A 26,696-nucleotide genomic window follows, 5' to 3' on the forward strand; every position below is an offset into this window, starting at 1 on the left:
GTGCTGCGCCGGCGCCTGGCCCTTCACGGCGTTGGCCCGCGCGACATAGGACGCGCCGCCATCGCCTGCGATGGTGATGCGCGCGCGGACCTTGTCCTTGAGCAGAGCCACCGTCTGCGCGGGCAGGGCGGCAATAGCCGGGGCGACGGTCGAGCCGAGCGTGCTCGCGTGCCAGAACGCGTCGAAATCGGCGAAATGGCGGCGCACGCTGATCTCGCGCGTCTCGACATTGCTGAGCCCGGCCTGTGTCCAGAGTTCGGCCAGGCTCTCGATCCGTGAGACGTCGGCGCTCGGCGGGCGCGGCGGCGTCATCCCGAGCGCCTTGAGCTCCGCCAGGACAGGGTCGAGCGGGAAGCCGCCGCCCGGCATGTCCCAGGCATAGGCGGCAACGATCCCGCCGGGCCGTGTGATGCGGACCATCTCCGCCGCGCCCTTGGCCGGATCGGGCACGAAGAAGATCACCAGCGCCATCACGGCCGCATCGAAACCCCGGTCCGGATAGGGCAGGTCCATGGCGTCGCCCAGCGTGAATTCGGCGAGGCTGGCGACGGGGCGCTTGCGGGCATAATCCAGTTGCCCCGGCGACGGATCGATGCCGCTCAAGGCTGCCGGTGCGCAGCGATCGAAGATCAATTGCGTCGAGGCGCCGTTTCCGCAGCCGATATCGGCCCAGCGCAGGCCTTCGGGCGCGGCGAGCCAGTCAAGGAAGACATCCCCGGCAAGACGGCTCCACTTGCCCATCATCTCTTCATAGGCGGCGCCGTCGTTGAAGCGGATCTGCTGCTCGGTCATGGCGACGGCCTTTTCCAGCGGTTCGGGATGGGACGATCGATCTGGAAATAGGGGCGGCAAAGCCATACCTCCAGTCTCCCTTTCGGAGAACGCTCATGCCACAGACCTGGATGATCACCGGTGCCAATCGCGGCATCGGGCTTGCCATCACGACCCAGCTCCTGCGCCGGGGCGACCATGTCATTGCCGCGGCGCGCGATCCGCAGGCGAAGGCGCTGGCGGAACTCGCCTCCGCGCATGCGGGGCAACTCACGCCGCTGGCGCTCGATGTGACGTCCGATGCCAGCGTGGCCGCAGCCAAGCATGCGCTCGCCGGCCGCGCGATCGATGTGCTGCTCAACAATGCCGGCCTTTACGGGCCGCGCGACCGGCAGAGCGGCCTCGATGTCGATTTCGATGCCTGGCGCGAGGTTTTCGAGGTCAATGTCTACGCGCCGGTCAGGGTGGCGCAGGCCTTCCTGCCGAATCTCGAGGCCGGGCAGGGGCGCAAGATCGCGACGATATCGAGCCGCATGGGGTCGATCGCCGCCAACCCCGGCAACGCGTTGATCTACCGCTCGTCCAAGGCCGCGGTGAACATGGCGATGGTGGTGTTCGGCAACGCCGTGCGCGAACGCAGTGTCAGCGTGCTGCTGTTCCATCCCGGCTGGGTCCAGACCGATATGGGCGGCGGCGGCGCCGACATCACGCCGGCCGAGAGCGCCGCCGGCCTGATCCGCACCATCGACGCCTCCGGCATGGCCGAGACCAACAGCTTCCGCGATTACAAGGGCGAAACAATCGCCTGGTAAGGGCGTCTGTCGCTCAGTTCGCCCGCGTCGAAGCGAGCCAGAGGCCGCCGCCGATCAGCAGACTGCCGCTGAACTTCGACATCAGCCGGACGCGCCTTTGCGAGAGCAGCTGGCCGGCGCGGCCGGAGAGCAGGGCGTAGGTGCCGTCGCTCAGTGCCGCAAAAGCCAGCGCGGTGGCGCCCATGATGGCGATCTGGGTGGCATGGTCGCGCGTGGGGTCGAGGAATTGCGGAAAGAAGGCGCCGAAGAACAGCAGCGTCTTCGGGTTGCTCAGGGCGACGAGCGCACCTTGCAGGAAGAAGCCGCCACGGGGCGGCTTCGCCGGGACTGTCCCTTCCATGTCGGCGCCGGCCGAGCGGAACATCTTCCATCCCAGCCAGATCAGATAGGCGGCGCCGGCCAGACGCAGCCATTCGAACCAATGGCCCAGCGCCGCGGCGACCGAGCTCAGTCCGATGCCGGCGACCACGACCATGATCGCGAGCCCGGCCTGCGTTCCTGCCACATTGAGGAGACCGGCGCGGGTACCGTGCTTCAGGCTGTTGGCGATGATCAGCGTGACCGTGGGACCGGGAACGATGATGATGACGATGCAGGCGAGGAGATAGGCGGCATAGACTTCGAGCGACATGGCGCGGGCCTCCGATTTTGTCGCTAGTGATCTGCCGATATCGAGTTTCTGTCCAGTCACGCCGTATCGTTGCCGAGCGGGAGTTTTGCGATGGGCCAGGCCAGTTTTGCCGTCTTGCCGCTGACGCCGGAGCGCTGGAGCGATCTGGAGGATCTCTTCGGGCCGCAGGGGCCTTGCTACGGCTGCTGGTGCAATCATTTCCGCATGCCGCAGCGCTTGCGCGTGCCGCTGCTCGGGGAAGGCGCGCGCCGGCTGTTCGAGGAACGGGTGAGGCAAGGTCCACCGCCGGGTGTGCTGGCTTACGCCGGGGACAAGGCCGTCGGCTGGCTTCAGATTGGGCCGAGGGCGGATATCCCCGAATGGAACAATCCGCGGCGCGCCTCGACGCCACTGCCGGACGCGCCGGCGGAGGATGAGCGGAACTGGGCCGCCTCGTGCTTCTTCGTCCGCAAGGGATTTCGCGGCAAGGGCGTCACGGGTGCGCTGCTCGACGGCGCGATCGATTTCGCGCGGGCGCGCGGCGCGCGCTTGATTGAAGCCGCGGCGATGGAGAACCAGGACAAGCGCAGCCCGGAAGGGCTCTATGTCGGGCCGGAAAGCGTTCTCCGCCGCGCGGGTTTCGTCGAGGTGGCGCGGCAGAAGCCGGGGCGGCCCTTGCTCAGGCTGATGATCTGAGCGCGGCCGGCCGGTCGGATCTCAAGGCCCGAGACCCTGAAGGAAGGCCGTCAGCCGGTCGAGCGCCTGCCGGCCCTCCGAGCGGTCGAGATCGAACTGGTATTCATGCGGCAGTGTCGGCTCGGTTTCGGGCGGGAAGAACAGTGTGTCGACCTTGACGCCGCGGTCGCGCAACGCCTGGGCCATCATCACCGATTGCGGCGCCAGCGGGTCGCCATTACCGGCCGAGATGAAGCTCGGCGGAAAGGCCTCGGTGACATAGCGCGGAACCGCCGCCTCGGTGATGCGATCGCTGTCGAGAGGGTCCGACGTTCCGAAATAGGCGAAGAGAATCGAGCGCAGGAAACTGCCGAAAGGGCCGGCGAAGTCGAGGGCGGTGGGGTCGAAGACGCCACAGAACAGGAGGACGCCCTTGAGGAGGGAGGGCTCGACCGCGGGCCGGAGGCCAAGCGTCGCGGCGTAGTCCTTCCCGGTCAGGCCGGCCGCGAGCTGGGCCGCGATATGGGCGCCGGCCGAATCGCCTGCGAGCACCATGGTGCTCGCATCGATGCCCAGCCGGGCGGCTTCGCGCTGCAGGAAGCCGAGGGCCTTGTTCGCCTGCAGCACCGGCGTGGGATAGCGCGCCGCCGGCGCGAGGCTGTAGCCGATGGCTACGGTCGGGTAGCCCTTGCCGGCGACGATCCTGAGATAAGGGGCCACGTCCTGCCGGTCCCCGCCGACGAAGCCGCCGCCATGGATCCAGACCAGGACKGGGCGTCCCGGCCGTGCCCCCTCGGGCGGCAGATAGATGTCGAGCCGCTCGTCGGCGGCGTCTCCATAGGCGATGTCGCGCTGCTCCCGGATACCGGCCGGGACATGCTTCGCGAGAGCCGCGCCGGTCTTCGAGGCGCCATAGGCAAAGCCCGCGCGGATCAGCAGCGCCGACGGCCAGGGCGAGAGCACGAAGGCCGCATAGGCGGCAAACGCGACACCGAGACAAAGCAGGAGAATTCGGATCGCGCGCGGCCTCATGGAACGGACGCTAGAGATTCGCCGGAATATTGACCAGAGCGCATGCCGGTCGGATCGCTGCGCGACCGGACCGGATCAGGGGTTCTCCACCCCTATCCGGCGGCTCTGCCGGCCGCGAATGCCGGCGCCGAAGGAAGTCGTCCGCTCAGGGGACATCGACGCCGGATGTGATCTGTTCCCCGGCTAAATATTTGAATTATATATTTTTTCTTCCTGCTCCAATCCACTTTTTCGATCTCCCGTTAACCCGTCATTCGTTCGCATCGGCGAAAGAGAGGGCGCACTACAGGTGGGATGATGAGACGGCGACCGGGACTGACGGCAAAGATCATGATGCTCTTTGCACTGCTGAGCATCGCGGCTGCGCTCGGCCTCGTCAGCGTGCTGGGTGGACTTGACGATGTCCGTCGCATCGACCGGGAGGCCTTTTCCGGCATCACGCTCGCGAGCAGCGCCTCGCTGCTCGCCAGCCGGGTTGCGAACGCCTCTCTGCTCGGCCGCCTCGATGCCGACGCCTCGGCTGCCGAAATCGCGGCGTCGCTGGAGAAGCTCGATGCCGCCATCGAACTCGTCGATGCCGCGCGCGCGCATTTCATCTCGGCGTTGCCGAAGGCCATGATCGAGGCGAATCCGACGCTCGACGCGCGCATCAACACTTTCATCGCCTTCCAGCGCGGTATCGTCGATATCGGCCAGCGCGTTTCCGCCAAGGCGGCGGTGCTGGAGGCCGGCGCGGAGGAGGCGCGCCTCAATGTCAGCCAGATCATCGCCACGACCTCGGCGATGCGCGACGCCCTGGCGGCGACGGCAAGCGAAGCCGGAATCCGCGCCGGCGAGCGGGCGGAGCTGGTGCGATTGCGCACCATCGTCATGGCGCTCCTACTGCCCTTGGCGGGCGGGCTCGCCGCGCTCCTGCTGCTCAGCCGCCATCTGACGCGCCCCTTGCGTGAGCTGATGATCTCGATCCGCGAGACGACGAGTTCCGACAGGGTCATCGCCGTACCGCATTGCGGCCGCTCCGACGAAATCGGAGAGCTCGCCCGCACGGTCCAGCAGCTCAGCGAGGTCCGTGCGACCTTAGTGACGCGAGAGACGGAAGCCGGACAGGCCCGCCAGCACCAGCAGCTCCGCAGCCGGGAGCTGGCGCGCATCGCCGACGAGTTCGAGGCGCGGCTCGGTCTGCTGCTCGGCGAGATCGGACGGGCGAGCGAGACGCTGCGCACGACGCTTCAGGATGCCGCTGTGCGGGTCAACCAGGTCTCCAGGAGCTCGGAGATCGCGGCGGCGTCCGTGACCGGCGCCGGCGAGGAAGCGAACCGCACGACGGAAGCCGCCCTGCGGATGGAGTTCGTCATCGGGCAGATCAACGACGAGGTCAGGCGGGTCTCGATGATGGCGAGCGCGGCGAGCCAGGAGGCGAGCGGCACGCAGAAGCTGGTCGCCGAGCTGGCCGAGAAGGCCACGCAGATCCGGGACGTCGTCGGCATCATCGAGGCCGTGGCGCGCCAGATCAACCTGCTCGCGCTCAACGCCACGATCGAGGCCGCGCGCGCCGGCGCGCATGGTCGCGGCTTCGCGGTGGTCGCCTCCGAGGTCAAGGCGCTTGCCGGCCAGACCGCCGAGGCGGCATCCCGCATCGTGGGCCGGATCGCACAGGTCGACGCGGCCCTGTCCCATGCCGCGGGCGCGGTCTCGACCATCGGCAACAGCATCGGCACGGTCGAGCAGACCGGGACCGAGATCGCGACCATGGTCGACTCCCATGCCGAATTGCTCGGCTCGCTTGGCGAGACGGTGGCGCGGATCTCCAGCGTCACCGGCACGGCCGCGATGGCGATGGCGGAGATCGCCGCCGCCAATATGCAAACCGTCAACCAGGCCGATATGGGAGCGCTGAGCGCGCGTAATCTCGACGAGCGCATCACCGCCCTGCAAATGGAGGCCAGTGCCTTCGTCCGGCGCCTGCGCGCCGCCTGAGCCCGGGAACCGACGCCGCCGGRCTTGCCTTCGCGGCGCGACTCGGCCCCTTCTGCGGCATGTCCGTCATGATCGTTTTCAACCGATGAGCTGGTCGCTCCAGCAGGATGCCGCATTGTCGGCGGTGGCGCGCTGGCTGCAGGCCGGCGATCCGCAGGTGTTCCGCCTGTTCGGCTATGCCGGCACGGGCAAGACGACGCTCGCGCGCCACATCGCCGAGGCGGTGGACGGAGACGTCGTCTTCGCCGCCTATACCGGCAAGGCCGCGCTGGTGCTGCGCAACAAGGGGTGCGCCGAGGCGCAGACCATCCATTCGCTGATCTACCGCTCGCGCGGCGTCGACGAGGAGAGCCCGATCTTCGCGCTCAACCGCGACAGCCAGGCCGCCAAGGCCAAGCTCATCGTCATCGACGAATGCTCGATGGTGGACGAGGAGCTGGGCAAGGACCTGCTCTCCTTCGGCACGCCGGTGCTGGTGCTGGGCGATCCGGCGCAGCTGCCGCCGGTGAAGGGCGGGGGCTTCTTCACCGAGCAGGAGCCGGACGTGATGCTGACGGAGGTCCATCGCCAGGCGGCGGATAATCCGATCGTGCGGATGTCGATGATCGTGCGCGAGGGCGGCCGGCTCGACTATGGCGATTATGGTCCCAGCCGTGTCATCCGGCGCGACGAGGTCAATCCCGAGGTCGTCATGGGGGCCGACCAGGTTCTCGTCGGGATGAACAAGACCCGCCGCAACTACAATGCCCGCATCCGCCAGCTCATGGGCCGCACCGAGACCAATCCGGTSGCGGGYGAGAAGCTSGTYTGCCTGCGCAACGACAAGAGCAAGGGCYTGCTCAATGGCGGCTCCTGGATCGTGCAGGARMTCAAGACCTCGAAGAAGGGGCTCGTCACCATGCGCGTGACGCCCGAGGACGATACCGCGGCCAAGGCCGTGAAGGTCTCGGTGCTGCCGAACTTCTTCGACGGTACCGAGGAGGAGATCCCCTGGGAGCTGCGCAAGCACACCGACGAATTCACCTTCGGCTACGCGCTGACGGTGCATAAGTCGCAGGGCTCGCAATGGGACGATGTCGTGCTCTTCGACGAGAGCTTCGCCTTCCGCGAGCACCGGGCGCGCTGGCTCTATACGGGGCTGACGCGCGCGGCCGAGACGATCACAGTGGTGATGTAGGACGTGGCGTCGCGCTACGGCGTGGGGCCGATTTGGTGTTTTCCGTCAAAAGGATGAGAGCCGGGCCCAGCCTGCCCATTTTTGCTGTTGAAGATGATCGCGGACAGGCAGATGCTGCGGATGCGGCCTGAATCTGGGGACCTCCCCCATGAAATATCTACTTCTCCTCATCCCCTGCATCGCCTGCCTCTGGGTGCCGCTCTATAACGGCATCGAGCCGAGACTGGCCGGCATTCCGCTGTTCTACTGGTTCCTGATGCTGATGATCCCGGTCTCGTCGGTGTTCATCTGGCTCGCTTCCAAGGTGGAAGGCAGCGACTCATGATCGACCATCTCAACTGGCCGGCGACGGCCGTCTTCGTCTTCTTCTTCGCGCTTGTCACGGTGATGGGTTTCGTCGCCTCGCGCTGGAAATCCGGCAATCTCGAGGAGTTGCACGAATGGGGGCTGGGCGGGCGGCGCTTCGGCGCCTGGATCACCTGGTTCCTGCTCGGCGGCGATCTCTACACCGCCTATACGGTGATCGCGGTGCCGGCGGTCGTGTATGCCATCGGCGCCTATGGCTTTTTCGCGGTGCCCTACACGATCCTGATCTATCCCTTCGTCTTCCTGACGATGCCGCGGCTGTGGAACGTCGCGCATAAGAAGGGCTACATCACCGGTTCCGACTTCATCTACGGTCGTTACGGCAACAAGGGCCTCGAGCTCGCGGTCGCCTTCACCGGCATCCTCGCGACCATGCCCTATATCGCGTTACAGCTCGTCGGCATGGAGAAGGTGATCCAGGCGCTCGGCTTCCAGGGCGAGGGCATGATGTCCCATCTGCCGCTGACGATCGCCTTCGTCATCCTGGCGCTCTACACCTACAAGAGCGGGCTGCGCGCGCCTGCCATGATCGCCTTCGTCAAGGACATCATGATCTACGTCTTCGTCATCGCGGCGGTGGTGATCGTGCCGGCCAAGCTCGGCGGCTACGGCGCCGTCTTCGATGCGGCTGCGAAGGCCTATGAGGGCAAGCCGAACCAGGGGCTCATCCTCTCGCCCGCCCAGATCGCGCCGTTCATCACATTGGCGATCGGCTCGGCGATGGCGCTGTTCATGTATCCGCATTCGATGACCGGCGTGCTCTCGGCCTCGGGGCCGAAGGCGCTCCGACGCAACGCGATCGCGCTGCCGGCCTATTCGCTGGTGCTGGCGCTGATTGCGCTGATGGGGTTCATGGCCCATRCCGCGGGCATCGAGGTCGCCAATCCGCAGGATGCGGTGCCGCAGCTCTTCCTGAAGATGTTTCCGTCCTGGTTCGCCGGCTTCAGCTTCGCGGCCATCGCCATCGGCGCGCTGGTGCCGGCGGCGGTGATGTCGATCGGCGCGGCCAATACCTTCACCCGCAATATCTGGCGCCCCTTCGTCGAGCCGGAGATGTCGCCGGGCCGCGAGGCGTCGCTGGCCAAGCTGATGTCGCTGATCGTCAAGGTCGGCGCTCTGGCGGTGATCGTGTTCATGCCGACCAAGTTCGCGCTCGACCTGCAGTTGCTCGGCGGCGTCTGGATGATCCAGATCTTCCCGGCCATCGTCTTCGGCCTCTATACGAGCTGGTTCAGCGGCGAGGCGCTGCTGGCGGGCTGGGTCGTCGGCTTCGGGTTGGGCACCTACCTGTCCTGGGGCCCGACGGCCTGGGTGCCGACATCGCTCGTCCTCGGTTATGGCGCCTATAACGGCATCGTCGCCGTCGTGGCGAACACGGTCGTCGCCGCCGTGCTGTCGCTGGTGTTGCGCCGGGCGCGGGGCAAGATCATCACCGGTGACTTCGCGGACGCTCCCCGCTCGGCTTGAATGGTCGGCACGGGGCGCCACGGCTTGATCGGAGCGGGGCCTGGAGCGCTTTCCGGGCTCCAGCGATCGCTCGGCCGGTGGCCGGCCGCTCTCGCATTGCCGAACATTGCCGATTTGTCATGAAACCCTTCGGTTTTTTGCCATAGTCGCCGCCGATGCTGATGCGCATGGTCAGCGGAGGCCGACGGCATGGCGGGACCGGACGATCTGAAGGCGGGGGCCGTCGCCCTCCAGCGTTTCGGCCTCGGAGCGAGGCCGGGGCAGGGCGAGGCGATACGCCGGGAGGCTCGCGACCGATTGCTGGCCGAGATCGCGGCCGGCCCGGTCCCGCAGCCGCAGGGCGTGGCCTTTTCGGGTGCGGCCGAGATCGGGCAGGCGCTCTACGCATTCGAAGATCAGGAAAGGATCGCCCGGGAGGCCAAGCGCGTCGCCGCGCAGCAGGCGCAGGCCGCATCGCCGGGAGCGCAATCCGCGGGCATGCAGGTTGCCGGAGCGGGGGCGATGTCCGGCCAGATGGAGGTTGCCCAGGCGCCGGCCGAGGTCAAGCCATCCGGCCAGAACCAGGCCGCGCAGCCGGCCAAGCCGCCGCCCAACGAACCGGCACTGCCCTTCCGGACCTATCGCGACGAGGTGAAGTCGCGCGTCGATCTCGCGCTTGCGGCCGAGACGGGCTTCGGCGAGCGGCTCGTGATGTTCTGGTCGAACCATTTCTGCATCGGCGCGACCAAGAGCAATATCTGCCGGATCATGGCCGGCGCCTATGAGCGCGAGGCGATCCGCCCGCATGTCTTCGGCCGTTTCGAGGACATGCTGATCGCGGCCGAGAGCCACCCGGCGATGCTCGACTTCCTCGACAACCGCCAGTCGATCGGCCCCAACTCCCCGGCCGGGCGGCGGCAGCGGCGCGGGCTCAACGAGAACCTCGCCCGCGAGATCATGGAGCTGCATACGCTCGGCGTCTCGGGTGGCTACAACCAGGCTGACGTCACCAATCTCGCCCGGATCATCACCGGCTGGACGGTGGTGGGGCGCGAGGGCGTGCTCGGCTTTCCCGGCTCCTTCGCCTTCAATGCCGGGCTCCACGAACCGGGTGTCACGCCGCTGCTCGGCCGCTCCTACGACCAGCCGGGCCGGGCGCAGGGCGTCGCGGCGCTGACCGATCTGGCGCGCCATCCCTCGACCGCCCATTTCATCGCGACCAAGCTCGTGCGCCATTTCGTGGCCGACGATCCGCCGCCGAAGCTGGTCGACCTGCTGGCCGCGACCTTCCGCCAGAGCGGCGGCGACCTGCCCAGCGTCTATCGCGCGCTGATCGGCAGCGACGAGGCCTGGAAGGCGCCGGCCACCAAGGTGCGCTCGCCGCAGGAATTCCTGCTGGCCTCCTATCGCGCGACGGGGCTGCAGCCCAATCCCGGACAGATCCTCGGGCCGCTCGGCACGATGGGGCAGCCCTTCTGGCAGCCCTCCGGCCCGAACGGCTATGCCGACAGCAACGCCGCCTGGGCCTCGGCCGAGGGCATCAAGACGCGCATCGACGTCGCCGCCGGCTGGGGCCGGCAGACGGCAAACGCGGTGCCGGATCCGCGCAGCCAGGCCGACGACATTCTCGGCCCGATCCTGTCGCCCGAGACGAAGCAGGCAGTGGCGCGCGCCGAAAGCAGGCCGCAGGCGATCGCACTGCTGCTGATGTCGCCCGAATTCCAGCGGAGGTGACGGTGATGGATCATCACGACGATGACGATTGCGAACGGATGACGCCGTCGCGCCGCGCCGTGCTGGGTGCGGCGGGTGCGCTGTTCGCCTGGTCCTTCGTGCCGAAATTCGCCTATGCGGCGGCGGGCGCGCGCGATCCGCGCTTCCTCGTCGTGGTGCTGCGCGGCGCGCTTGACGGGCTCTCGGCCGTGCCGCCGATCGGCGATCCCGGCTATGCCGGCCTGCGCGAGGGCATCGCGCTCGCCAAGGACGGGCCGGACGCGGCGCTGCCGCTCGACGGCTTCTTCTATCTCCATCCTGCGATGCCGAACCTCGCGCGGCTTTACAAGCAGGGGCAGGCGGCGATCGTCCATGCGGCCGCGACCGGCTATCGCGAGCGCTCGCATTTCGACGGGCAGGACGTACTGGAAAGCGGCCAGCCTGGCCCCGGCCATACGGCGACGGGCTGGCTCAACCGCCTTCTCGCCAGCCTGCCGGCCGGCGAGGGCATCGCGCGAAAGGGCGTGCTCGGTGTCGGCGTGGTGCCGCCGCTGGTGGTGCGCGGCGACGCGCCGGTGCTCGGCTGGGCGCCGCCGCGCATGGCGCGCGCCGGGAGCGACCTGACAATGCGGCTCGCCGATCTCTATGGCCAGCGCGATCCGCATCTGGCCGCGGCGCTGCAGCAGGCGATCGAGACGGAAGGCCTGGCGCAGCGGCGCGGCATGGATGGCAAGATGGGCGGTGGCGGCCCTGATTCCGTGGACGGCATGCGTCGCATTGCCGAGGGAGCGGCCGGACTCGTCGGCGCCGATGACGGGCCGCGCATCGCCGCGCTGGCCTTCGAGGGCTGGGACACGCATGCCAATGAGGGCGGGGCCAAGGGCCGGCTCGCGACTCTTCTCGGCGGGCTCGACGGCGCCTTTGCGACCTTCGAGCAGGGTCTTTCGCCGGTCTGGAAGGACACGGTGGTGATGGTGGTGACGGAGTTCGGCCGCACCGCGGCGGTGAACGGCACCACGGGCACCGATCACGGCACCGGCACGGTCGCTTTCCTCGTCGGCGGAGCGGTCAAGGGTGGGCGCATGATCGCCGACTGGCCCGGGCTGAAGCCCGAGCAGCTCTACCAGAACCGCGATCTCAAGGCGACGACCGACATCCGCGCCGTGGCCAAGGGCGTTGTCGCCGACCTGTTCGGGCTGTCGGGGCCGGTACTGGCGGAAAAGGTGTTTCCCGGCACGGGCGATTTGGGGCCGATGCGCGGGCTGGTAGTTTAGGTTCTTCCCCTCTCCCGCGAGGGGAGAGGGGGAGCATTGCGAGCGGCCTCAGGCCCAGGCGCGCTGCTTCAGCTTCTCTTCATAGGCGTCGATCTTCGGCGCCTTCTCCATGGTCAGGCCGATATCGTCGAGGCCGTTCAGCAGGCAGTGCTTGCGGAAGGGGTCGATCTCGAACCTGATCTCGCCGCCGTCGGGGCCCGTGATCGTCTGGTTCTCGAGGTCGATCGTCAGCGTCGCGTTGGAGCCGCGCTCGGCATCGTCGAACAGGGCGTCGAGCTGCTCGGGCGTGACCTTGATCGGCAGGATGCCGTTCTTGAAGCAGTTATTGTAGAAGATGTCGGCGAAGCTGGTGGAGATCACGCAGCGGATGCCGAAGTCGAGCAGGGCCCAGGGCGCGTGCTCGCGCGAGGAGCCGCAGCCGAAATTGTCGCCTGCGACGAGGATTTCCGCCTTGCGATAGGCCGGCTGGTTGAGCACGAAATCGGGATTCTCCGAGCCGTCATCCTTGTAGCGCATCTCCGAGAACAGTGCGGTGCCGAGGCCGGTGCGCTTGATCGTCTTCAGATACTGCTTCGGGATGATCATGTCGGTATCGACATTGACCACCTTCAGCGGGGCCGGCGTCGAGGTCAGGGTGGTGAAGGGCTGCATGATGCGGTTCCTGTGCTTGTCCTGCGCGCCCGGCCTCAGCCGGCCGCCTGTTCGATGGCTTCCATGTCCTCGTCGGAGAAGCCGAAATGGTGGCCGATCTCATGGATCATGACGTGGCTGACGATGGCGCCGAGACTCTCGTCGTGCTCGGCCCAGTAGTCGAGGATCGGCCGGCGATAGAGGTGGATGGTGTTGGGCATCTGGCCGGTCTGGGGCCCGAAACCCTGTTGCGGCAGGCCGACGCCGGTGAAGAGGCCAAGCAGGTCGAAGGGGCTCTCCGCCTCCAGCTCCTTCAGCACGTCGTCCTCCGGGAACTCGGTGACGTTGAAGACGACATCGGCGCAGAGCGCGCGGAACTCCTCCGGCAGGCGGTCGAACGCGGCCTGGGCCAGGTCGTCGAACGCCTCCAGCGACGGGGCTTTCGCTCCGTCCCAGTCGATCCGCGCTGTCTTCGCCACGGCGGCATCCATCTCCGTCACCAGAACTTCAGTTGATGGCCGAGCCACCAGGCCAGCACGATCACGCCGAGGAGCGAGAGCGCACGGCCGATGCGCCGGCCCCAGAGCTCGATCCTGTCGCCCTCCGGCGCGTCGGTGCCGGAGAAATGATCGGCTGCCCTGCCCATCGAGGAACCGAGCAAGGTCTCGCTGTCGCGCTTCACGCGCTCCAGCGCGGCCTTGGCCTCGGCCTCGCGGGCGGCTTCGCGGGGATCGTTCGACATGGCGCTCTCCCCGCTGGACCGTTCAGCCGAGCGTGCGGACGTCGACGAAGCGGCCGGTCAAGGCCGCCGCCGCCGCCATCGCCGGCGAGACGAGGTGGGTGCGGCCGCGATAGCCCTGACGACCCTCGAAATTGCGGTTCGAGGTCGAGGCTGCCCGCTGGCCGGGCTTGAGCTGGTCGGGGTTCATGCCGAGGCACATCGAGCAGCCCGGCTCGCGCCATTCGAAGCCGGCGGCGATGAAGATCTTGTCGAGACCCTCGGCCTCTGCCTGCTCCTTCACCAGGCCGGAGCCGGGGACGATCATGCCGTAGTCGAGGCTCTCATGGATCTTCTTGCCCTCGACGATCTTTGCGACGGTGCGCAGATCCTCGATGCGGCCATTGGTGCAGGAGCCGATCCAGATCACGTCGAGCGGGATGTCGGTGATCTTGGTGCCGGCGGTCAGGCCCATATACTCCAGCGCACGCTTCTTCGAGGCGCGCTTGACCTCGTCCTGGATCAGCTCGGGATCGGGAACCGCGCCGGTGACGGAGATCACGTCCTCGGGGCTCGTGCCCCAGGACACGATTGGCGGCAGGTTGCCGGCGTCGAGCCGGACCACGCGGTCGAAATTCGCGCCCTCGTCGGTCTGCAGCGTCTCCCAATAGCGGACGGCGGCGTCCCATGCCGCGCCCTGCGGCGCCTTCGGGCGGCCCTTCAGATAGGCGAAGGCCTTCTCGTCCGGGGCGACCATGCCGGCGCGGGCACCGCCCTCGATCGACATGTTGCAGAGCGTCATGCGGCCTTCCATGGTCAGGCCGCGGATGGCTTCGCCGGCATATTCGATCACCGAGCCGGTGCCGCCGGCGGTGCCGATCTCGCCGATGATGGCCAGCGTGATGTCCTTGGCGCCGACGCCGGGCGCAGGCGTGCCGTCCACCTGGACGAGCATGTTCATCGCCTTCTTCTGGATCAGCGTCTGCGTGGCGAGGACGTGCTCGACCTCCGAGGTGCCGATGCCATGCGCCAGCGCGCCGAAGGCACCGTGCGTCGAGGTGTGCGAGTCGCCGCAGACGATCGTGGTGCCGGGCAGGGTGAAGCCCTGCTCGGGGCCGACGATGTGGACGATGCCCTGGCGCTTGTCGAGCTCGTTGAAATACTCGACGCCGAATTCCTTGGCGTTCTTCGCCAGWGCYTCGACCTGGATGCGGCTTTCCTCTTCGGCGATGCCCTTGGAACGGTCGGTCGTCGGGATGTTGTGGTCGACGACGGCGAGCGTCTTCTCGGGGGCACGCACCTTGCGACCGGTCATGCGCAGGCCCTCGAAGGCCTGCGGGCTCGTCACCTCATGGACGAGGTGGCGGTCGATATAGAGCAGGCAGGTGCCGTCATCCTGCCGGTCGACGACGTGGTCGTCGAAGATCTTGTCGTAAAGCGTGCGGGGAGCTGAGGTCGCAGTGTCGGCAGGGGCGGCAGATGGCCCTCTCCCTGCACGGCGCAGAAGCGCTGGAACTGATGCACACACGGCGACATGGCTACTGTGTAGCAGTTCCAAGGAAGCCGGACAATCGATCCACTCGCGGAGCCGTCATTTGCCGGACGCGGGGCCCGGCGCCGCCGTGTCGACGCTGACGACCACCGACATGCCGGGCGTCAGCCGTTCCGCCAGAGGCTGGCCCGGGTCGATGGCGATGCGCACCGGGACGCGCTGGGCGATCTTGATGAAGTTGCCGGTGGCGTTGTCCGGGCGGATCACACTGAACTCGGAGCCGGCGGCCGGCGAGAAGCGCTCGATATGGCCGCTGAGCTTCGCATGGCGGAGTGCATCGACGGTGAAGCTCACCGGCTGGCCCACACGCATGCCGGCGAGCTGCGTCTCCTTGAAATTGGCGATGACCCAGACCTGGGCGGGCACGAGCGCCATGAGCTGGGTGCCGGCCGAGACATATTGCCCGAGCCGGGCGGAGACCTCGCCGAGGCGTCCATCCTGCGGGGCGAGGATACGGGTATTGATCAGGTCGATCTCGGCGAGATGGACGGCGGCTTCGGCCCCCTCGACCGCCGCGATGAGCGACTGGCGGTTGACGATCGCGGTCTGGATATCCTGCCGCGCGACTTCGGCGGCAGCGTTGTTGGCGGTGAGGGAGGCGCGCGCCTGGTCGAGCGCCTGCTGGCTCTGGTCGGTGCTGGTCTGGTTGACGACGCCGCGCTCGCGCAACGGCTCGATCCGGCCCCAATTCGCCTCGGCGGTACGCAAGGCCGCTTCGGCACTGGCGACATTCGCCACTGCGGCGCGCAGCCGGGCTTCGGCCGTGGCGCGGGCCTGATCGGAATTGGCGAGGCCGGCACGCTGGGCGGCGAGGCCGGCACGGGCCTGTTCCAGCTTCTGCGCGAAGATCCGGTCGTCGATGCGCAGCAGCAGGTCGCCCTGTTTCACCGTGGCGAAATCCTGCACCGGCACTTCCGCGACATAGCCGGCGAGCTGCGGCGCGATCACCGTGACCTGGCCGCGCACATAGGCGTTCTCGGTGGTCTCGATGGCGCTCGCGAAGGGTGGCAGCCGCCAAGCGTAGAGGACGAGGGCGACGCCAGCGAGGCCGATCGCCAGCGCGATATAGGTCGAAAGGGAGCGGAACAGGCGGGTCATGGTCGCAAGCGGAAGATCAGGTTGTCGCGGAGGCGGCCGGCGCGGCCGAGCGTGCCTTCCATTGCAGGAAGGCGAGATGGGTGAGAAGGCCGGCCAGGGCGAGGCCGGCGATCAGCGAGATCAGCAGGAAGGCGTCGTTATAGGCCAGCACCGTCGCCTCCCGCGTCGCCTGCTGGGCCAGCAGCGACACGCCTTCCGCCCGCGTCAGCGTCGGGTCGGTCAGCACATGACCATAGGCGCCGCCGAGCTGGCTGACGCGCTGCGCGACCAACGGGTCGGACAGGGTGAAATGCTCGGTCAGCACATTGTAGTGGAACGTCGTTCTCAGCGTGATGAAGGTGCCGAAGATCGCCGAGCCGAACAGGCCGCCGATGCTCTGCGTGAACAGGAAGACGGTGAAGAAGCTCAGGATGTAGATCGGCCCGCGTACGATCGCCGCGCCGAGCCCCTGAGCCATCGCGGCTGGCAGGAAGAGCGCCGAGCCATAGGCGACGAGCGACTGGCTGAGCCAGATGTCGTCCGGCCGGGTCAGGCTGGTGGCGCCGCTGTCGAGCCAGGCGCCAAGCGCCACGCAGGCGAGCGCGGCCCCGTAGAACCCGTTCTCGCGGCCGGGGCGCAGCAGCGCGGCGCAGGTCAGGCCGCCGGCGATGATCGCGGCGAGGATGATCGCGTAGAGCGGTACGGTCTGCTCGTTCTGGATGCCGAGCGCCTGGAAGAAATTCGAGGCGCCGACGGTCTGCTCCGCCAGGACGAGGCGCAGCAGCAGCAGCGTGCCGGCGAAATGCAGCGTGGTCGGGCTGGTCAGCCAGCGGATATCGACGAGCGGGCTTTCGCGGTGCAATTCGATAATCGCGGCCAGCATCAAGCAGACCATGGCGATGGCAAGGAGCCAGCCGAGCCAGGGCGCCTCGAGCCACCAGTAGAGGCGGCCCAGGCTGAGCGCGACGGCGATGCTGCCGAAGCCGATGGCGATCAGCAGATAGCTGACGATATCGAAGGGGCCGATCCATTTGATGCGCGGCGGCGTCGCCAGCGGCAGCGCGTAGACGAAGCCGAAAGCCAATAGGGCTAGCCCCATCTCGATCATGGTGAGGCTGTGGAAGCCGCCGAGATCGAGCAGATAGGGCGAGATGAGCCGCGTCACCGGGATGCCGAGCGTGGTGTTGGTCAGCGCCAACGACAGGCCGACGGTCAGCTTCCGCTGCGGCGGCATCGGCTCGATCATGTAGAAGAAAGCGAGCGAGGACATCGGCGCCGCCGCCATGCCGCTCATGAAGCGCACGGCGACGGCCGATTGCAGATCCTGGACGAAGAAGAAATTCAGGGCGGCGGCCAGCACGAAGCCGGCGATGCTGATCTCCGCAAAATTGCGCAAGCCATACTGCATGCGGATCTTGATCAGCGCGATCGAGAGCGAGACGTTGGGCGCCATATAGGCGGCGACCAGCCAGTTGGTTTCGGCGACGGTGGCGCCGAGCTCGCCCTGGATCTGGTAGATGTTGGTGTTGACGATGTTCTGGCCGATCTGCTGCGTCATCGCCAATGTGACCGAAGCGAGCATGTAGGCGAGCGCGCGCGGCACCGGCATGGTGAACCAGCCCTGCGTCGGGGCAGGGGGCGTCGCAGCGGCTGGCGCGGAAGCGGGCTCTGCCGTGCTCATGGGGCGGCGCTCCGCCCGGCGGCGATGTTGCGGGAAGTCCGGCGCAGGACATCGAGTGCCATTTCCAGCTCCCGCGGCGCGATGCCCTGCAGGATATCAGCACGCAGGGCGGCGAGGAAATTCAGGATGTCCTCGGCTTGAGCGCGCGCCATGGGCGTGAGGAACACGCGGCGGGCGCGGCGATCCCCTTCGACGGCGCGGCGCTCGATCATGCCGTTGCGCTCGAGCCCGTCGAGCAGGCGCACCAATGTCGGCTGCTCGATGTCGAGGAGGCCCGCCAGATCGGACTGGATCGGCCCGTCCTCACGGGCGAGCTCCATCAGCAACCGGGCGCGGGACCAGGTCAGGCCCATGTCGCGGGCGCGCTCGTCGACGAGAGTGCGCAGCTTGCGGTTGACGGCCGCGAGCTCGGCGGTGAAGGCGGCCTGGAGCTGTGTCTGATCCATAGGGTGAATATCAATAGTAAGCTAATGATTGGCATGCTTATAGGGGCGTCATACGCATATCAAATGAAAATTATATGCGCCGATATGCGTTTATTGCATTCGACTGGGCGGCCATCATTCCGGGTGCCCCTGCGCCACGAAGCGTTGCGCGCAACAAAAAACGCGGCCCCGAAGGACCGCGTTCCTGAATTCTCGAAGGGCCGCGGCTTACTTGCCGGTGGCCTTGCCACCCTTGGCGGGGCGGGCCTCGACGCGCTCGGCGATGCGGGCCGACTTGCCGCGGCGATCGCGCAGGTAATAGAGCTTGGCGCGACGCACCTTGCCCTTGCGGATCACCTTGATGGAATCGAGGTTCGGCGAGAAGAGCGGGAAAACGCGCTCGACACCTTCGCCATAGGAAATCTTGCGGACGGTGAAGCTCTGGTTGAGGCCGCCGCCGTTGCGGGCGATCACGACGCCYTCATAGGCCTGGACGCGGCTACGCTCRCCTTCCTTGACCTTGACGTTGACCTGCACGGTGTCGCCGGGCTGGAAGGCCGGGATCTCGCGACCTTCGCTCAGTTTGGCAATCTGCTCGGCATCGATCTGCTCGATGATGTTCATGGGTCTCTCCATGGCCGTATTCGCGCGGAAGCGCGGGCTTTCGGCTCGCTGTTTTCAGTTGAGTGCGGGGCCATACAGGAGAGTCCGGCATTTGTCGAGCGGGAATGCCGGCAAGGCGCATGCGGGCCGGCGATCTTGCGGGCGGGGCTTCGCGAAGCATAGCTTCCGGGCGCCATTTCCCGATCACGTCCCATTGTCCGGATACCCGCATGATCAGCACAGTTTCCAAGGTCGCCCTCGTCACCGGGGCCGCGCGCGGCATCGGGCTGGCGACGGCGAAGCGCTTTCTCGCAGATGGCTGGCGCATCGGTCTGCTCGACATCGACGGGGCCGGGCTGGAGCGAGCCGTGGCGGAGATCGGCAAGCCGGAGGAGACGCTGGCGCTGACCTGCGACATCGCCGAGCCGCGGCAGGTCGCGGCAGCCTTCGACACGCTTGTAGCGCGCTTCGGGCGGCTCGACGCGCTGGTCAACAACGCCGGCACCGCCGTGTTCAAGCCGCTGCTGGAGACGACGCATGAGGAGTGGCAGCGCGTGCTCGCGGTCAACCTCACCGGGCCCTTCCTGGCGACGCAGCTCGCGGCCCCGCTGATGGCCGACCGGGGTGGCGGCGCCATCGTCAACATCACCTCGATCTCGGGCCTGCGCGCCTCGACGCTGCGCGTCGCCTACGGCACCTCCAAGGCCGCGCTGGCGCATCTGACGAAGCAGCAGGCGGTCGAACTGTCGAGCCTCGGCATTCGCGTCAACGCGGTCGCGCCGGGTCCGGTCGAGACGGCGATGGCGAAGGCCGTGCACAGCCCGGAGATCCGCGCGGACTATCGCGACGCCGTCCCGCTCGGCCGCTACGGGCTGGAGGAGGAGTTGGCGGAGTCGATCTTCTTCCTGTGCTCGGACAAGGCGAGCTACATCACCGGGCAGGTGCTGGCGGTCGATGGCGGGTTCGACGCGGCCGGTATCGGGTTGGCGACGCTGCGGGGTGAGCGGCGGAATTTATAGAGGGGGCGGTTTCTACCCATCCGCTTGCCGGCGGGTTTCCCGAAAAGCGGGATGATCTTCGSAGCGGCTGTTGCCGGTTGTGTTACTTCGTCGGCTGAGTGCGCGCGGTGAGCTTGTTTCCGTCGGGATCGCGAAGGTAGGCGACGAAGGCTCCATTCGGGCGCTCGCTGGGTGGGCTCTCGATCGACGTTCCGCCATGGGCGGTGCCGGCATCATGCCATGCGAGAACATGGTCACGGCTCGCCGCGGCGATACCGAYWGTCCCACCGTTGGCCGCSGTCGCTGGMTTGCCGTCGATCGGCTTCGTGATCATCAGCCGACCGCCSTYGTGGRCATAGATCAGCCTGCCTCTGGCATCGATCTCGCCGGGCTCGCCTCCCAACGCGGCGAATGTGGCGTCGTAGAACTCTCTCGCCCGCTCCAGGTCGTTGCTGCCGATCATGACGTGAGTGAACATCGTTTTGTCTCCAAAGAGGGCCGGTGCGAGATCATCGAGCGCGAAGAGGGCGGCTGCCCGCGCATAAAAGGTCGGTGATCGTCAGCTGCACTGTACGGCCTTTGAGCCGCACCGCCCCCTACTTGTAGAACCCCTCGCGCAGGTTGAAGCCGTGCTCAAGCCAGACTTTCATCGCGCAGAGCATGCCCGTCCAGCCCTCGCAATTGCCGTAGGAGGCCTTCAGCCCCTCCTGTGTCCGTGACCAGCCCTGTTCCGATATCCGGACGAGCGTGCGGCCGTCTTCGAGCGGCTCGAAGGTCATCGTGACGGTGGTCTCGCGGCTGGCGGCGGGGTCGGGCGTCGTCTCGGCCGAGCCCCAGCGCAGGACGATGCGCCTGTCCGTCTCCACCTCCACGACATGGACCGGGAAGGCGCCTGGGAAGTCGTGAAAATCCCAGGTGACGACCGCTCCGGTCTCGAGCCGCCCCTTCGCGCCGCCGGTCGTGAAGAAATGGGAGAGGTGGTCGGGATTGACCACTGCCTCGAAAACCTCGCCGACCGGCTTCGCGATGCGCCCGGCGACCGAAAATTTCAGATCCATCTGCGGTTCCATCGACGCCCTCCCATTGCTGCCGGGATTATTATGTTATAGATTTATAACATGTCAACGGACGACGCAGACGACGCAGACGACGCTCTCTTCAAGGCGCTGGGCCATCGTGCACGGCGGCGGATTCTGGATGCGCTGAAGGCGGGCCCCCGCACGACGGGGATGCTGTGCGAGCTTATGCCGGAACTCGATCGCTGCACCGTGATGCAGCATCTGAAGGTGCTGGAGGAGGCGGGTCTTGTAATCGTCGAGCGGCGCGGGCGCGAGCGCTGGAACCATCTCGACGCGCTGCCGATCCACGGGATTCACGAGCGCTGGATCGGTCCCTATGCGGCCTATGCGGCGGCCATGCTGAGCCGCCTCAAGCGGATGAGCGAAGGCGAGGCGGGCGTCCCGATGCATGAACCGACGGGCACGAAGGAAACGGGGGACGCCTAGCGGCACTCCAAATACGCCTTCGCCTGCCGGTCGCGTCTCCGCTGACGCCGGGTGTCAGCACATCGTCGGCAGCGGCTTTCGGCTGGCGGCAGCCATGCTAAGCCTGTTGTGACGCGTGGAGAGTTCACCGATGGCTTCAGACCCTTTGTTCGAGCGCCTGTGGAACGGCAGCGCGCCAATGGAGGAATGGACGGCGGCGGTTTCCGATGGCGCCATCACCGCTGTCGCGGACGGCATCATCACGGTCCACACCACCTATTTCTGCGGCAGCGTCACCGCGATCCGCACCACGGAAGGGCTGGTCCTGATCGACACCGCCAAGCCGGATACGGCGCAGCGGACGCTGGAGGTGATCCGGAGCTGGGACGACAGCCCGATCCATACGGTGATCTTCACCCATGGCCATATCGACCACACCAGCGGCATCGCCGTCATCGATGCGGAGGCCGATGCGCGGGGCGTCCCACGCCCCCGGATCGTCGCCCATCGCAATGTCCGGCGGCGGATGGAGCGTTACGTGGCCTCGCACGGCTTCAACAGCATCGTGCAGGGCCAGCAGTTCAACAAGCCCGGCTATGTCTACCCCATCGGCCAGCGGCAGCCGGACGAGGTCTATGACGAGACGCTGTCGCTCACGATCGGCGGCGAGCGGCTCGAACTCTTCCATGGGCGAGGTGAGACGGACGATGCCAGCTTCGTCTGGCTGCCGGAGCGGCGCGTCCTGGCAAGCGGCGACTTCGTGATCTGGGTGTTCCCGAACGCCGGAAATCCCCGAAAGGTCCAGCGCTATGCCGCCGAATGGGCCGTCGCGCTCCGGCAAATGGAGCAACTCAGGCCCGCCATCCTGATCCCCGGCCATGGCCCTGTCGTCTTCGGCGAGGAGCGGGCGTTGCAGATGCTGCGCGACGGTGCGGAAGCGCTCGAACATCTCGTGCGCGAGACGCTGGCGTTGATGAACCGGGGCGCAACGCTCGACGCGGTGCTGCATGCGGTGAAGGTGCCGGCGGGTTACCTCGCGAAACCCTATTTGCTGGCGAAATATGACGACCCGGAGTTCCTCGTCCGCAGCATCTATCATTTCTATGCCGGCTGGTTCGATGGCGATCCGGCGCATCTCAAGCCCGCCCGGACCGCGGAGGTTGCCGCCGAGCTGGCCGGGCTCGCGGGCGGGGCGGAGAAGCTGGCCGAGCGGGCGGCCATCCTGTCGGAGCAGGGAGCGTCCCGGCTCGCCGTGCAACTCGCCGAGCTTGCCGGTGCGGCAGCGCCCGACGCTCCTCGCATCCAGGCCATTCGCGCCAGCGTCCTGCAGAAGGCCATCGATGGCGAGAGCTCGCTGATGGGCAAGGCCTTTCTCTCGGTCTACCAGCGCCAGGCGCAGGAGCGGGCCGGCTGAGCCGCCGTCCCGGCAGCGAGGCGCGCTTCCTCGCGCCGCCTGCCGGCTCCGCTGCGGTGCGGCACATAATCTCCTTGCAGCCGGCCGTGAACGGCGCGAACCTGCCTCGACATGCCTCTTCGACGGCCGCTCGGCCCGCTCGGGCCAGTGCGACCGCCGCCTGACCGGTGCTGCGGGCTCTTCCGTCCCGACGCTCCGGCCTCCATCCGCGTCGATGAGAGGCCAAAGGCCTTTCGTCCTCGTGGGTCCAACCCGAAGGAGGACGTCATGGCTGCACAGAACGGCAAGGGAGACGCGGCATCCGGCACCCGACGCGCGGGGCCACGATGCATCGCGATCGTCGGCCCCTTCCAGAGCGGCAAGACCACGCTGCTCGAAAGCATCCTGATGCGTTGCGGCGCGCTTTCGCGCACCGGCTCGGTCAAGGCCGGCAACAGCGTCGGCGATGCCTCGCCCGAGGCGCGGGCTCACCAGATGAGCGTCGAGCCCAATGTCGCGAGCGTCGAATTCCTCGGCGACCAGTTTCAATTCATCGACTGTCCCGGCTCGGTCGAGTTCCTGCACGAGATGCGCCATGTCCTGCCGGCGGTCGACGCGGCCGTGGTGGTCTGCGAGGCGGATGACCGCAAGGCGCCGGCGCTGGAGCTCGTGCTGCGCGAGCTCGAGGAGGCCGACATCCCCCGCTTCCTCTTCCTGAACAAGATCGACACGGCCTCGCGCCGGGTGCGCGAGACGCTCGCCATCCTGCAGCGGGCCTCGCGCACGCCCTTGCTGCTGCGCCAGATCCCGATCTGGCAGAAGGGCATCGCCATCGGCTTCATCGACCTCGYGCTGGAGCGGGCCTTCATCTATCGCGAGCATGCGCCGAGCGAGATCGTTCCGATCGACCCCGACGAGAGCGGYCGCGAGAAGGATGCGCGCTTCTCGATGCTGGAGAAGCTCGCCGATTACGACGACGAATTGATGGAGGAGCTGCTCGGTGACATGGAGCCGCCGCGCGATCGCATCTTCGACGATCTCGCCCGCGAATTGCAGCATCGCCACGTCGTGCCCGTGTTGATCGGCGCGGCCGAGCGCGGCAATGGCGTGACGCGGCTCCTGAAGGCGCTGAGGCATGAGGCCCCGACGCTCAGCGAGACGCGCGGGCGGGTCGGCATCGTCGAGAACGGGCCGCCATTGGCGCAGGTGATGAAGAGCTGGCATGCGGGGCAGGGCGGCAAGGTTTCGCTCGCCCGGGTCATGCGCGGGCGGCTGGCCGAGGGCGACGTCGTCACCTCTTCCGCCGGCGTCGAGGCGCGCATTGCCGGCATCGTCTCCCTGAAAGGCAGCGAGCAGAGCCGCAAGCCCGCCGCAGAGGAGGGCGAGGTCGCCGGCTTCGCCAAGCTCGACGGCATCGGTACGGGCGAGGCCTTCATGCTCGGCAAGCAGCGTGCCGGCGTGGTCAGCGCGGTCGCCCCGCCCGAGCCGGTGCATACGCTCGCGATCGCGGTCAAGGACCGCAAGGACGATGTCCGGCTCGCCGCCGCGCTGCAGAAGATCGCGGAAGAGGATACCGCGCTCCTCGTCACCCAGGTGCCGGAACTGAGCGAGACGCGGCTTTCGGGCCAGGGTGAGATGCATCTGCGCGTCACGCTGGAGAAGCTCGCCGGCCGCTACGGCGTGAATGTCGTAAGCCGGCCACCGCAGGTCGGCTATCGCGAGACCATCCGCGGCCAGGCCGGTGCGCGCGGGCGCCATCGCAAACAGAGCGGCGGCCATGGCCAGTATGGCGATGTCGTGATCGAGATTGCGGGGCTGCCGCGCGGGGAGGGCATCCGCTTCATCGACAAGATCACCGGCGGGGTGGTGCCGCGCCAGTATATCGGCTCGGTCGAGGCGGGCATGCGCGACTATTGCGAGAAGGGGCCGCTCGGCTTCCCGGTGGTCGATCTCGCGGTCACGCTGACGGACGGCTCCTATCACACCGTCGATTCCTCCGACATGGCCTTCCGCCAGGCGGCCCGGCTGGCGATGAGCGAGGCCATGCCGCAGGCCAGGCCCGTGCTGCTGGAGCCGATCCTCTCCATCGAGGTGGTGATCCCGTCCGAGGCGATGTCGCGTGCCTCGGCGCTGATCTCGGCCCGGCGCGGGCAGATCCTCGGCTACGACACCCGCCCCGGCTGGCGCGGCTGGGACCAGATCAACGCCCTCGTCCCGGAAGCGGAGATGCCGGGGTTGATCGTCGAGCTGCGCTCGGCGACCTCCGGGGTCGGTTCCTTCAGCGCGCGCTTCGACCATCTGGCGGAGCTCGCCGGCAAGCCGGCCGAAGCGGTGGTCTCGGCCCAGGCCCTGGCGGCGGCGCAGGCGCGCTAGAGCCGGATGATGTCAGATGGAATCACATGGTGATCCCATCTGACATCTGAATCCGTCTCTCATCAAAGAGTGAGAGCAGGATTCTCGCGAAAAACCGGTTCCCACGTTTTCGCATCCTGCTCTAGACGGATCTCTTACGACGATAGTCTCGGCGGAACTCGCTCCGCCGGGGCTTGCCTCGCCGTCCCGCGAAAGGTTTATATCTAAACAATTCGTGGGGTGGCGAGAGGTCGCGCTTGCGCGCCGGGCCGCCGTTCCGCACTCTATGGTCGTGAAAAAGCGCGCCGGAGGCTTTGCGCGAGCAAGCTGAGCCGGCCGAGAGGGAGGAGACCATGACTGCGATCGGCGTCGCGCAGCCCATGCAGGGTGCGCGTCCGTGGCTTGCGCATTATCCGCCGGCCGTCCCGGAAACGCTCGACGAGGCGAAGATCGGGACATTGGCGGATCTGATCCGCTCGTCCTGCGCGACCTATGCCAATCGCCCGGCCTTCGAGAGCTTCGGCAAGACGATCACCTTCGCCGAGACCCTGCGCGCGGCGGAGGCCTTCGCGGGCTGGCTTCAGGCGAAGGGGCTTCAGAAGGGCGACCGCGTCGCGCTGATGATGCCGAACATCATGGCCTATCCGGCGATGATCTTCGGGACGCTGCTCGGCGGCTTCACCGTCGTCAACGTCAACCCGCTCTATACGGCGCGCGAGCTCACCCACCAGGTCAACGATGCGGGGGCGCGCATCCTCGTGGTGATCGAGAACTTCGCCCATGTCGTCTGGAGGGAATGGAGCCCGTCGCCATCGTTCCGGAAGACGTCGCCTTCCTGCAATACACCGGCGGCACGACCGGGGTCGCCAAGGGCGCGACGCTGACGCATCGCAACGTCGCCGCCAATGTTCAGCAGGCCGGATTCTGGCTCGAATGGACGCTCGAGCCGCCGCAAGGGCGGGGCGAATACCAGCACGTCATGGTGACGGCGCTGCCGCTCTACCACATCTTCGCGCTGACCTGCTGCTGCATGTTCCTGCTCCGGATCGGCGCCAAGAGCCTGCTGATCGCCAATCCGCGCGATATTCCCGGCTTCATCAAGACGCTGAAGGCGAGCCGGTTCACGCTCATTTCCGGTGTCAACACGCTCTACAACGCGCTCGCCAACCATCCCGAGATCGGCACGGTGAATTTCGGCGAGCTGCGCTTTGCCGTGGCCGGCGGCATGGCGACCCAGGCCGCCGTCGCCAAGCACTGGAAGGAGGTCACGGGCAAGCCGATCATCGAGGGCTACGGGCTTTCCGAAACCTCGCCGGTCGCCACCATCAACCGGCCGGACATCCAGGAGTTCTCCGGCACGATCGGCTATCCCATTCCCTCGACCGATGTCGCGGTCCGCGACGCCGACGGCAACGACATGCCGCCCGGGGAGCCCGGCGAGATCTGCATCCGCGGGCCGCAGGTGATGCGGGGCTACTGGAACCGCCCCGACGAGACCGCCAAGGCGATGACGGAGGACGGATATTTCCGCTCCGGCGACATCGGCGTGATGCTGCCCGACGGCCAGTTCAAGATCGTCGACCGGATGAAGGACATGGTCCTGGTCTCGGGCTTCAACGTCTATCCCAACGAGGTCGAGGATGTACTCGCCGCGCATCCCGGCGTGCTGGAAGCGGCGGTGATCGGCCTTCCGGACGAGCATTCCGGCGAGGTCGTCGCGGCCTTCGTCGTGCGCAAGGACCAGACGCTCACCGCCGACGCGCTGCGCGCCTACTGCAAGGAGAACCTCACCGGCTATAAGGTGCCCAGGCAGATCTTCTTCCGTGAAACCCTGCCCAAGACCAATGTCGGCAAGGTCTTGCGCCGGGCCCTGCGCGAGGAAATCGTCGCCAAGGGGTGAGTGCTTGCGGCGTCCGGGAAGCTGTCAAGC

General features: G+C 67.3%; 25 protein-coding genes and 1 pseudogene. 13 read left to right on the forward strand and 13 right to left on the reverse strand.

Annotated features, from left to right (window positions below; genetic code table 11):
- On the reverse strand, positions 1 to 792 hold a 792-nt coding region (locus AB4Y99_RS15445; RefSeq protein ID WP_441523919.1), incomplete at its 3' end, for a class I SAM-dependent methyltransferase.
- A gap of 95 nt (positions 793 to 887) precedes the next feature.
- Between AB4Y99_RS15445 and AB4Y99_RS15450 the strand changes: the two genes are divergently transcribed.
- On the forward strand, positions 888 to 1,583 hold the full coding sequence (locus tag AB4Y99_RS15450) for an SDR family oxidoreductase (protein ID WP_441523920.1): 696 nt from the start codon (positions 888 to 890) through the stop codon (positions 1,581 to 1,583).
- Between the two features lie 13 nt (positions 1,584 to 1,596).
- Here the strand turns inward: AB4Y99_RS15450 and AB4Y99_RS15455 are convergent, their stop codons facing one another.
- Positions 1,597 to 2,214 carry a LysE family translocator gene (locus AB4Y99_RS15455; protein WP_191123857.1) on the reverse strand — a complete coding sequence of 206 codons (618 nt, stop codon included), beginning with the start codon at positions 2,212 to 2,214 and terminating at the stop codon, positions 1,597 to 1,599.
- Between the two features lie 90 nt (positions 2,215 to 2,304).
- Here AB4Y99_RS15455 and AB4Y99_RS15460 point away from each other — a divergent pair, with 90 nt between their 5' ends.
- Positions 2,305 to 2,889, forward strand: coding sequence for a GNAT family N-acetyltransferase (locus AB4Y99_RS15460; RefSeq protein ID WP_441523921.1), 585 nt, complete (start codon positions 2,305 to 2,307; stop codon positions 2,887 to 2,889).
- 21 nt (positions 2,890 to 2,910) lie between these two features.
- On the opposite strand, the gene AB4Y99_RS15465 is transcribed toward AB4Y99_RS15460, so the two are convergent.
- Positions 2,911 to 3,900, reverse strand: a complete 990-nt coding sequence (locus AB4Y99_RS15465) for an alpha/beta hydrolase (protein WP_441523922.1) — start codon at positions 3,898 to 3,900, stop codon at positions 2,911 to 2,913.
- Positions 3,901 to 4,230: 330 nt separating this feature from the next.
- Here AB4Y99_RS15465 and AB4Y99_RS15470 point away from each other — a divergent pair, with 330 nt between their 5' ends.
- The 6 genes from AB4Y99_RS15470 to AB4Y99_RS15495 all read left to right on the forward strand — a co-directional run bounded on the left by AB4Y99_RS15470 (position 4,231) and on the right by AB4Y99_RS15495 (position 11,853).
- Positions 4,231 to 5,877: a methyl-accepting chemotaxis protein gene (locus AB4Y99_RS15470; RefSeq protein ID WP_441523923.1), complete on the forward strand. Its 1,647-nt coding sequence runs from the start codon at positions 4,231 to 4,233 to the stop codon at positions 5,875 to 5,877.
- A gap of 85 nt (positions 5,878 to 5,962) precedes the next feature.
- Positions 5,963 to 7,054, forward strand: coding sequence for an ATP-dependent DNA helicase (locus tag AB4Y99_RS15475; protein ID WP_441523924.1), 1,092 nt, complete (start codon positions 5,963 to 5,965; stop codon positions 7,052 to 7,054).
- 148 nt (positions 7,055 to 7,202) lie between these two features.
- Positions 7,203 to 7,379: a DUF3311 domain-containing protein gene (locus tag AB4Y99_RS15480; protein WP_081925143.1), complete on the forward strand. Its 177-nt coding sequence runs from the start codon at positions 7,203 to 7,205 to the stop codon at positions 7,377 to 7,379.
- Entirely contained in the window at positions 7,376 to 8,887 is a 1,512-nt protein-coding gene (gene mctP, locus AB4Y99_RS15485; RefSeq protein WP_441523925.1) for a monocarboxylate uptake permease MctP, read from the forward strand. Before AB4Y99_RS15480 ends, mctP begins: the two co-directional genes overlap by 4 nt.
- A gap of 189 nt (positions 8,888 to 9,076) precedes the next feature.
- Positions 9,077 to 10,600, forward strand: coding sequence for a DUF1800 domain-containing protein (locus tag AB4Y99_RS15490; protein ID WP_441523926.1), 1,524 nt, complete (start codon positions 9,077 to 9,079; stop codon positions 10,598 to 10,600).
- 5 nt (positions 10,601 to 10,605) lie between these two features.
- On the forward strand, positions 10,606 to 11,853 hold the full coding sequence (locus tag AB4Y99_RS15495) for a DUF1501 domain-containing protein (RefSeq protein WP_370954390.1): 1,248 nt from the start codon (positions 10,606 to 10,608) through the stop codon (positions 11,851 to 11,853).
- Positions 11,854 to 11,901: 48 nt separating this feature from the next.
- Here the strand turns inward: AB4Y99_RS15495 and leuD are convergent, their stop codons facing one another.
- From leuD to rplS, 8 genes are all read right to left on the reverse strand, one after another.
- Complete coding sequence (gene leuD, locus AB4Y99_RS15500) at positions 11,902 to 12,504, reverse strand: 3-isopropylmalate dehydratase small subunit (protein ID WP_441523927.1); 603 nt, start codon at positions 12,502 to 12,504, stop codon at positions 11,902 to 11,904.
- A 35-nt stretch (positions 12,505 to 12,539) separates the two neighbouring features.
- A complete protein-coding gene (locus AB4Y99_RS15505; RefSeq protein ID WP_260368402.1) occupies positions 12,540 to 12,962 on the reverse strand; it encodes a metallopeptidase family protein in 423 nt (140 codons plus the stop codon).
- A 17-nt stretch (positions 12,963 to 12,979) separates the two neighbouring features.
- On the reverse strand, positions 12,980 to 13,225 hold the full coding sequence (locus AB4Y99_RS15510; RefSeq protein ID WP_038359123.1) for a hypothetical protein: 246 nt from the start codon (positions 13,223 to 13,225) through the stop codon (positions 12,980 to 12,982).
- A gap of 22 nt (positions 13,226 to 13,247) precedes the next feature.
- On the reverse strand, positions 13,248 to 14,705 hold the full coding sequence (gene leuC, locus AB4Y99_RS15515) for a 3-isopropylmalate dehydratase large subunit (protein ID WP_441523938.1): 1,458 nt from the start codon (positions 14,703 to 14,705) through the stop codon (positions 13,248 to 13,250).
- 87 nt (positions 14,706 to 14,792) lie between these two features.
- Positions 14,793 to 15,851 carry an HlyD family secretion protein gene (locus AB4Y99_RS15520; RefSeq protein ID WP_113252585.1) on the reverse strand — a complete coding sequence of 353 codons (1,059 nt, stop codon included), beginning with the start codon at positions 15,849 to 15,851 and terminating at the stop codon, positions 14,793 to 14,795.
- Positions 15,852 to 15,867: 16 nt separating this feature from the next.
- Positions 15,868 to 17,511: an efflux MFS transporter permease gene (locus AB4Y99_RS15525; RefSeq protein ID WP_441523928.1), complete on the reverse strand. Its 1,644-nt coding sequence runs from the start codon at positions 17,509 to 17,511 to the stop codon at positions 15,868 to 15,870.
- Positions 17,508 to 17,957, reverse strand: coding sequence for a MarR family winged helix-turn-helix transcriptional regulator (locus AB4Y99_RS15530; RefSeq protein WP_038359114.1), 450 nt, complete (start codon positions 17,955 to 17,957; stop codon positions 17,508 to 17,510). The genes AB4Y99_RS15525 and AB4Y99_RS15530 overlap by 4 nt, the downstream gene beginning before the upstream one ends.
- A 207-nt stretch (positions 17,958 to 18,164) precedes the next feature.
- On the reverse strand, positions 18,165 to 18,560 hold the full coding sequence (gene rplS / locus AB4Y99_RS15535; RefSeq protein ID WP_441523929.1) for a 50S ribosomal protein L19: 396 nt from the start codon (positions 18,558 to 18,560) through the stop codon (positions 18,165 to 18,167).
- A 209-nt stretch (positions 18,561 to 18,769) separates the two neighbouring features.
- Between rplS and AB4Y99_RS15540 the strand changes: the two genes are divergently transcribed.
- Positions 18,770 to 19,558, forward strand: coding sequence for an SDR family NAD(P)-dependent oxidoreductase (locus tag AB4Y99_RS15540; protein ID WP_191123864.1), 789 nt, complete (start codon positions 18,770 to 18,772; stop codon positions 19,556 to 19,558).
- Between the two features lie 82 nt (positions 19,559 to 19,640).
- On the opposite strand, the gene AB4Y99_RS15545 is transcribed toward AB4Y99_RS15540, so the two are convergent.
- Together AB4Y99_RS15545 and AB4Y99_RS15550 are read right to left on the reverse strand one after the other, a co-directional pair.
- Positions 19,641 to 20,015 (reverse strand): VOC family protein, encoded by a 375-nt coding sequence (locus AB4Y99_RS15545; RefSeq protein WP_441523930.1) that lies wholly within the window; start codon positions 20,013 to 20,015, stop codon positions 19,641 to 19,643.
- Between the two features lie 118 nt (positions 20,016 to 20,133).
- On the reverse strand, positions 20,134 to 20,595 hold the full coding sequence (locus tag AB4Y99_RS15550; protein ID WP_191123865.1) for an SRPBCC family protein: 462 nt from the start codon (positions 20,593 to 20,595) through the stop codon (positions 20,134 to 20,136).
- Positions 20,596 to 20,655: 60 nt separating this feature from the next.
- Between AB4Y99_RS15550 and AB4Y99_RS15555 the strand changes: the two genes are divergently transcribed.
- The 4 genes and pseudogenes from AB4Y99_RS15555 to AB4Y99_RS15570 all read left to right on the forward strand — a co-directional run bounded on the left by AB4Y99_RS15555 (position 20,656) and on the right by AB4Y99_RS15570 (position 26,666).
- Complete coding sequence (locus tag AB4Y99_RS15555; protein ID WP_441523931.1) at positions 20,656 to 21,042, forward strand: ArsR/SmtB family transcription factor; 387 nt, start codon at positions 20,656 to 20,658, stop codon at positions 21,040 to 21,042.
- A gap of 130 nt (positions 21,043 to 21,172) precedes the next feature.
- Positions 21,173 to 22,435, forward strand: coding sequence for an alkyl sulfatase dimerization domain-containing protein (locus AB4Y99_RS15560; RefSeq protein ID WP_441523932.1), 1,263 nt, complete (start codon positions 21,173 to 21,175; stop codon positions 22,433 to 22,435).
- Between the two features lie 267 nt (positions 22,436 to 22,702).
- Positions 22,703 to 24,787: an elongation factor G gene (locus AB4Y99_RS15565; RefSeq protein ID WP_441523933.1), complete on the forward strand. Its 2,085-nt coding sequence runs from the start codon at positions 22,703 to 22,705 to the stop codon at positions 24,785 to 24,787.
- Positions 24,788 to 25,119: 332 nt separating this feature from the next.
- A pseudogene (locus tag AB4Y99_RS15570) lies at positions 25,120 to 26,666 on the forward strand (AMP-binding protein).
- The last annotated feature ends 30 nt before the right edge of the window (positions 26,667 to 26,696 follow it).

Source organism: Allobosea sp. TAB14 (assembly GCF_052113865.1).
Classification (GTDB): Bacteria; Pseudomonadota; Alphaproteobacteria; order Rhizobiales; family Beijerinckiaceae; genus Allobosea; species Allobosea spartocytisi.

What these genes read in the sequence shown, in the direction of transcription:
- leuD (WP_441523927.1), bottom strand. Translation starts at nt 12,504, where the DNA reads ATGCAGCCCTTCACCACCCTGACCTCGACGCCGGCCCCGCTGAAGGTG.
- AB4Y99_RS15550 (WP_191123865.1), bottom strand. Translation starts at nt 20,595, where the DNA reads ATGGATCTGAAATTTTCGGTCGCCGGGCGCATCGCGAAGCCGGTCGGC.
- AB4Y99_RS15455 (WP_191123857.1), bottom strand. Translation starts at nt 2,214, where the DNA reads ATGTCGCTCGAAGTCTATGCCGCCTATCTCCTCGCCTGCATCGTCATC.
- AB4Y99_RS15560 (WP_441523932.1), top strand. Translation starts at nt 21,173, where the DNA reads ATGGCTTCAGACCCTTTGTTCGAGCGCCTGTGGAACGGCAGCGCGCCA.
- AB4Y99_RS15460 (WP_441523921.1), top strand. Translation starts at nt 2,305, where the DNA reads ATGGGCCAGGCCAGTTTTGCCGTCTTGCCGCTGACGCCGGAGCGCTGG.
- AB4Y99_RS15525 (WP_441523928.1), bottom strand. Translation starts at nt 17,511, where the DNA reads ATGAGCACGGCAGAGCCCGCTTCCGCGCCAGCCGCTGCGACGCCCCCT.
- AB4Y99_RS15470 (WP_441523923.1), top strand. Translation starts at nt 4,231, where the DNA reads ATGATGCTCTTTGCACTGCTGAGCATCGCGGCTGCGCTCGGCCTCGTC.
- AB4Y99_RS15495 (WP_370954390.1), top strand. Translation starts at nt 10,606, where the DNA reads ATGGATCATCACGACGATGACGATTGCGAACGGATGACGCCGTCGCGC.
- AB4Y99_RS15555 (WP_441523931.1), top strand. Translation starts at nt 20,656, where the DNA reads ATGTCAACGGACGACGCAGACGACGCAGACGACGCTCTCTTCAAGGCG.
- AB4Y99_RS15480 (WP_081925143.1), top strand. Translation starts at nt 7,203, where the DNA reads ATGAAATATCTACTTCTCCTCATCCCCTGCATCGCCTGCCTCTGGGTG.
- AB4Y99_RS15520 (WP_113252585.1), bottom strand. Translation starts at nt 15,851, where the DNA reads ATGACCCGCCTGTTCCGCTCCCTTTCGACCTATATCGCGCTGGCGATC.
- AB4Y99_RS15540 (WP_191123864.1), top strand. Translation starts at nt 18,770, where the DNA reads ATGATCAGCACAGTTTCCAAGGTCGCCCTCGTCACCGGGGCCGCGCGC.
- AB4Y99_RS15450 (WP_441523920.1), top strand. Translation starts at nt 888, where the DNA reads ATGCCACAGACCTGGATGATCACCGGTGCCAATCGCGGCATCGGGCTT.
- AB4Y99_RS15530 (WP_038359114.1), bottom strand. Translation starts at nt 17,957, where the DNA reads ATGGATCAGACACAGCTCCAGGCCGCCTTCACCGCCGAGCTCGCGGCC.
- AB4Y99_RS15490 (WP_441523926.1), top strand. Translation starts at nt 9,077, where the DNA reads ATGGCGGGACCGGACGATCTGAAGGCGGGGGCCGTCGCCCTCCAGCGT.
- AB4Y99_RS15510 (WP_038359123.1), bottom strand. Translation starts at nt 13,225, where the DNA reads ATGTCGAACGATCCCCGCGAAGCCGCCCGCGAGGCCGAGGCCAAGGCC.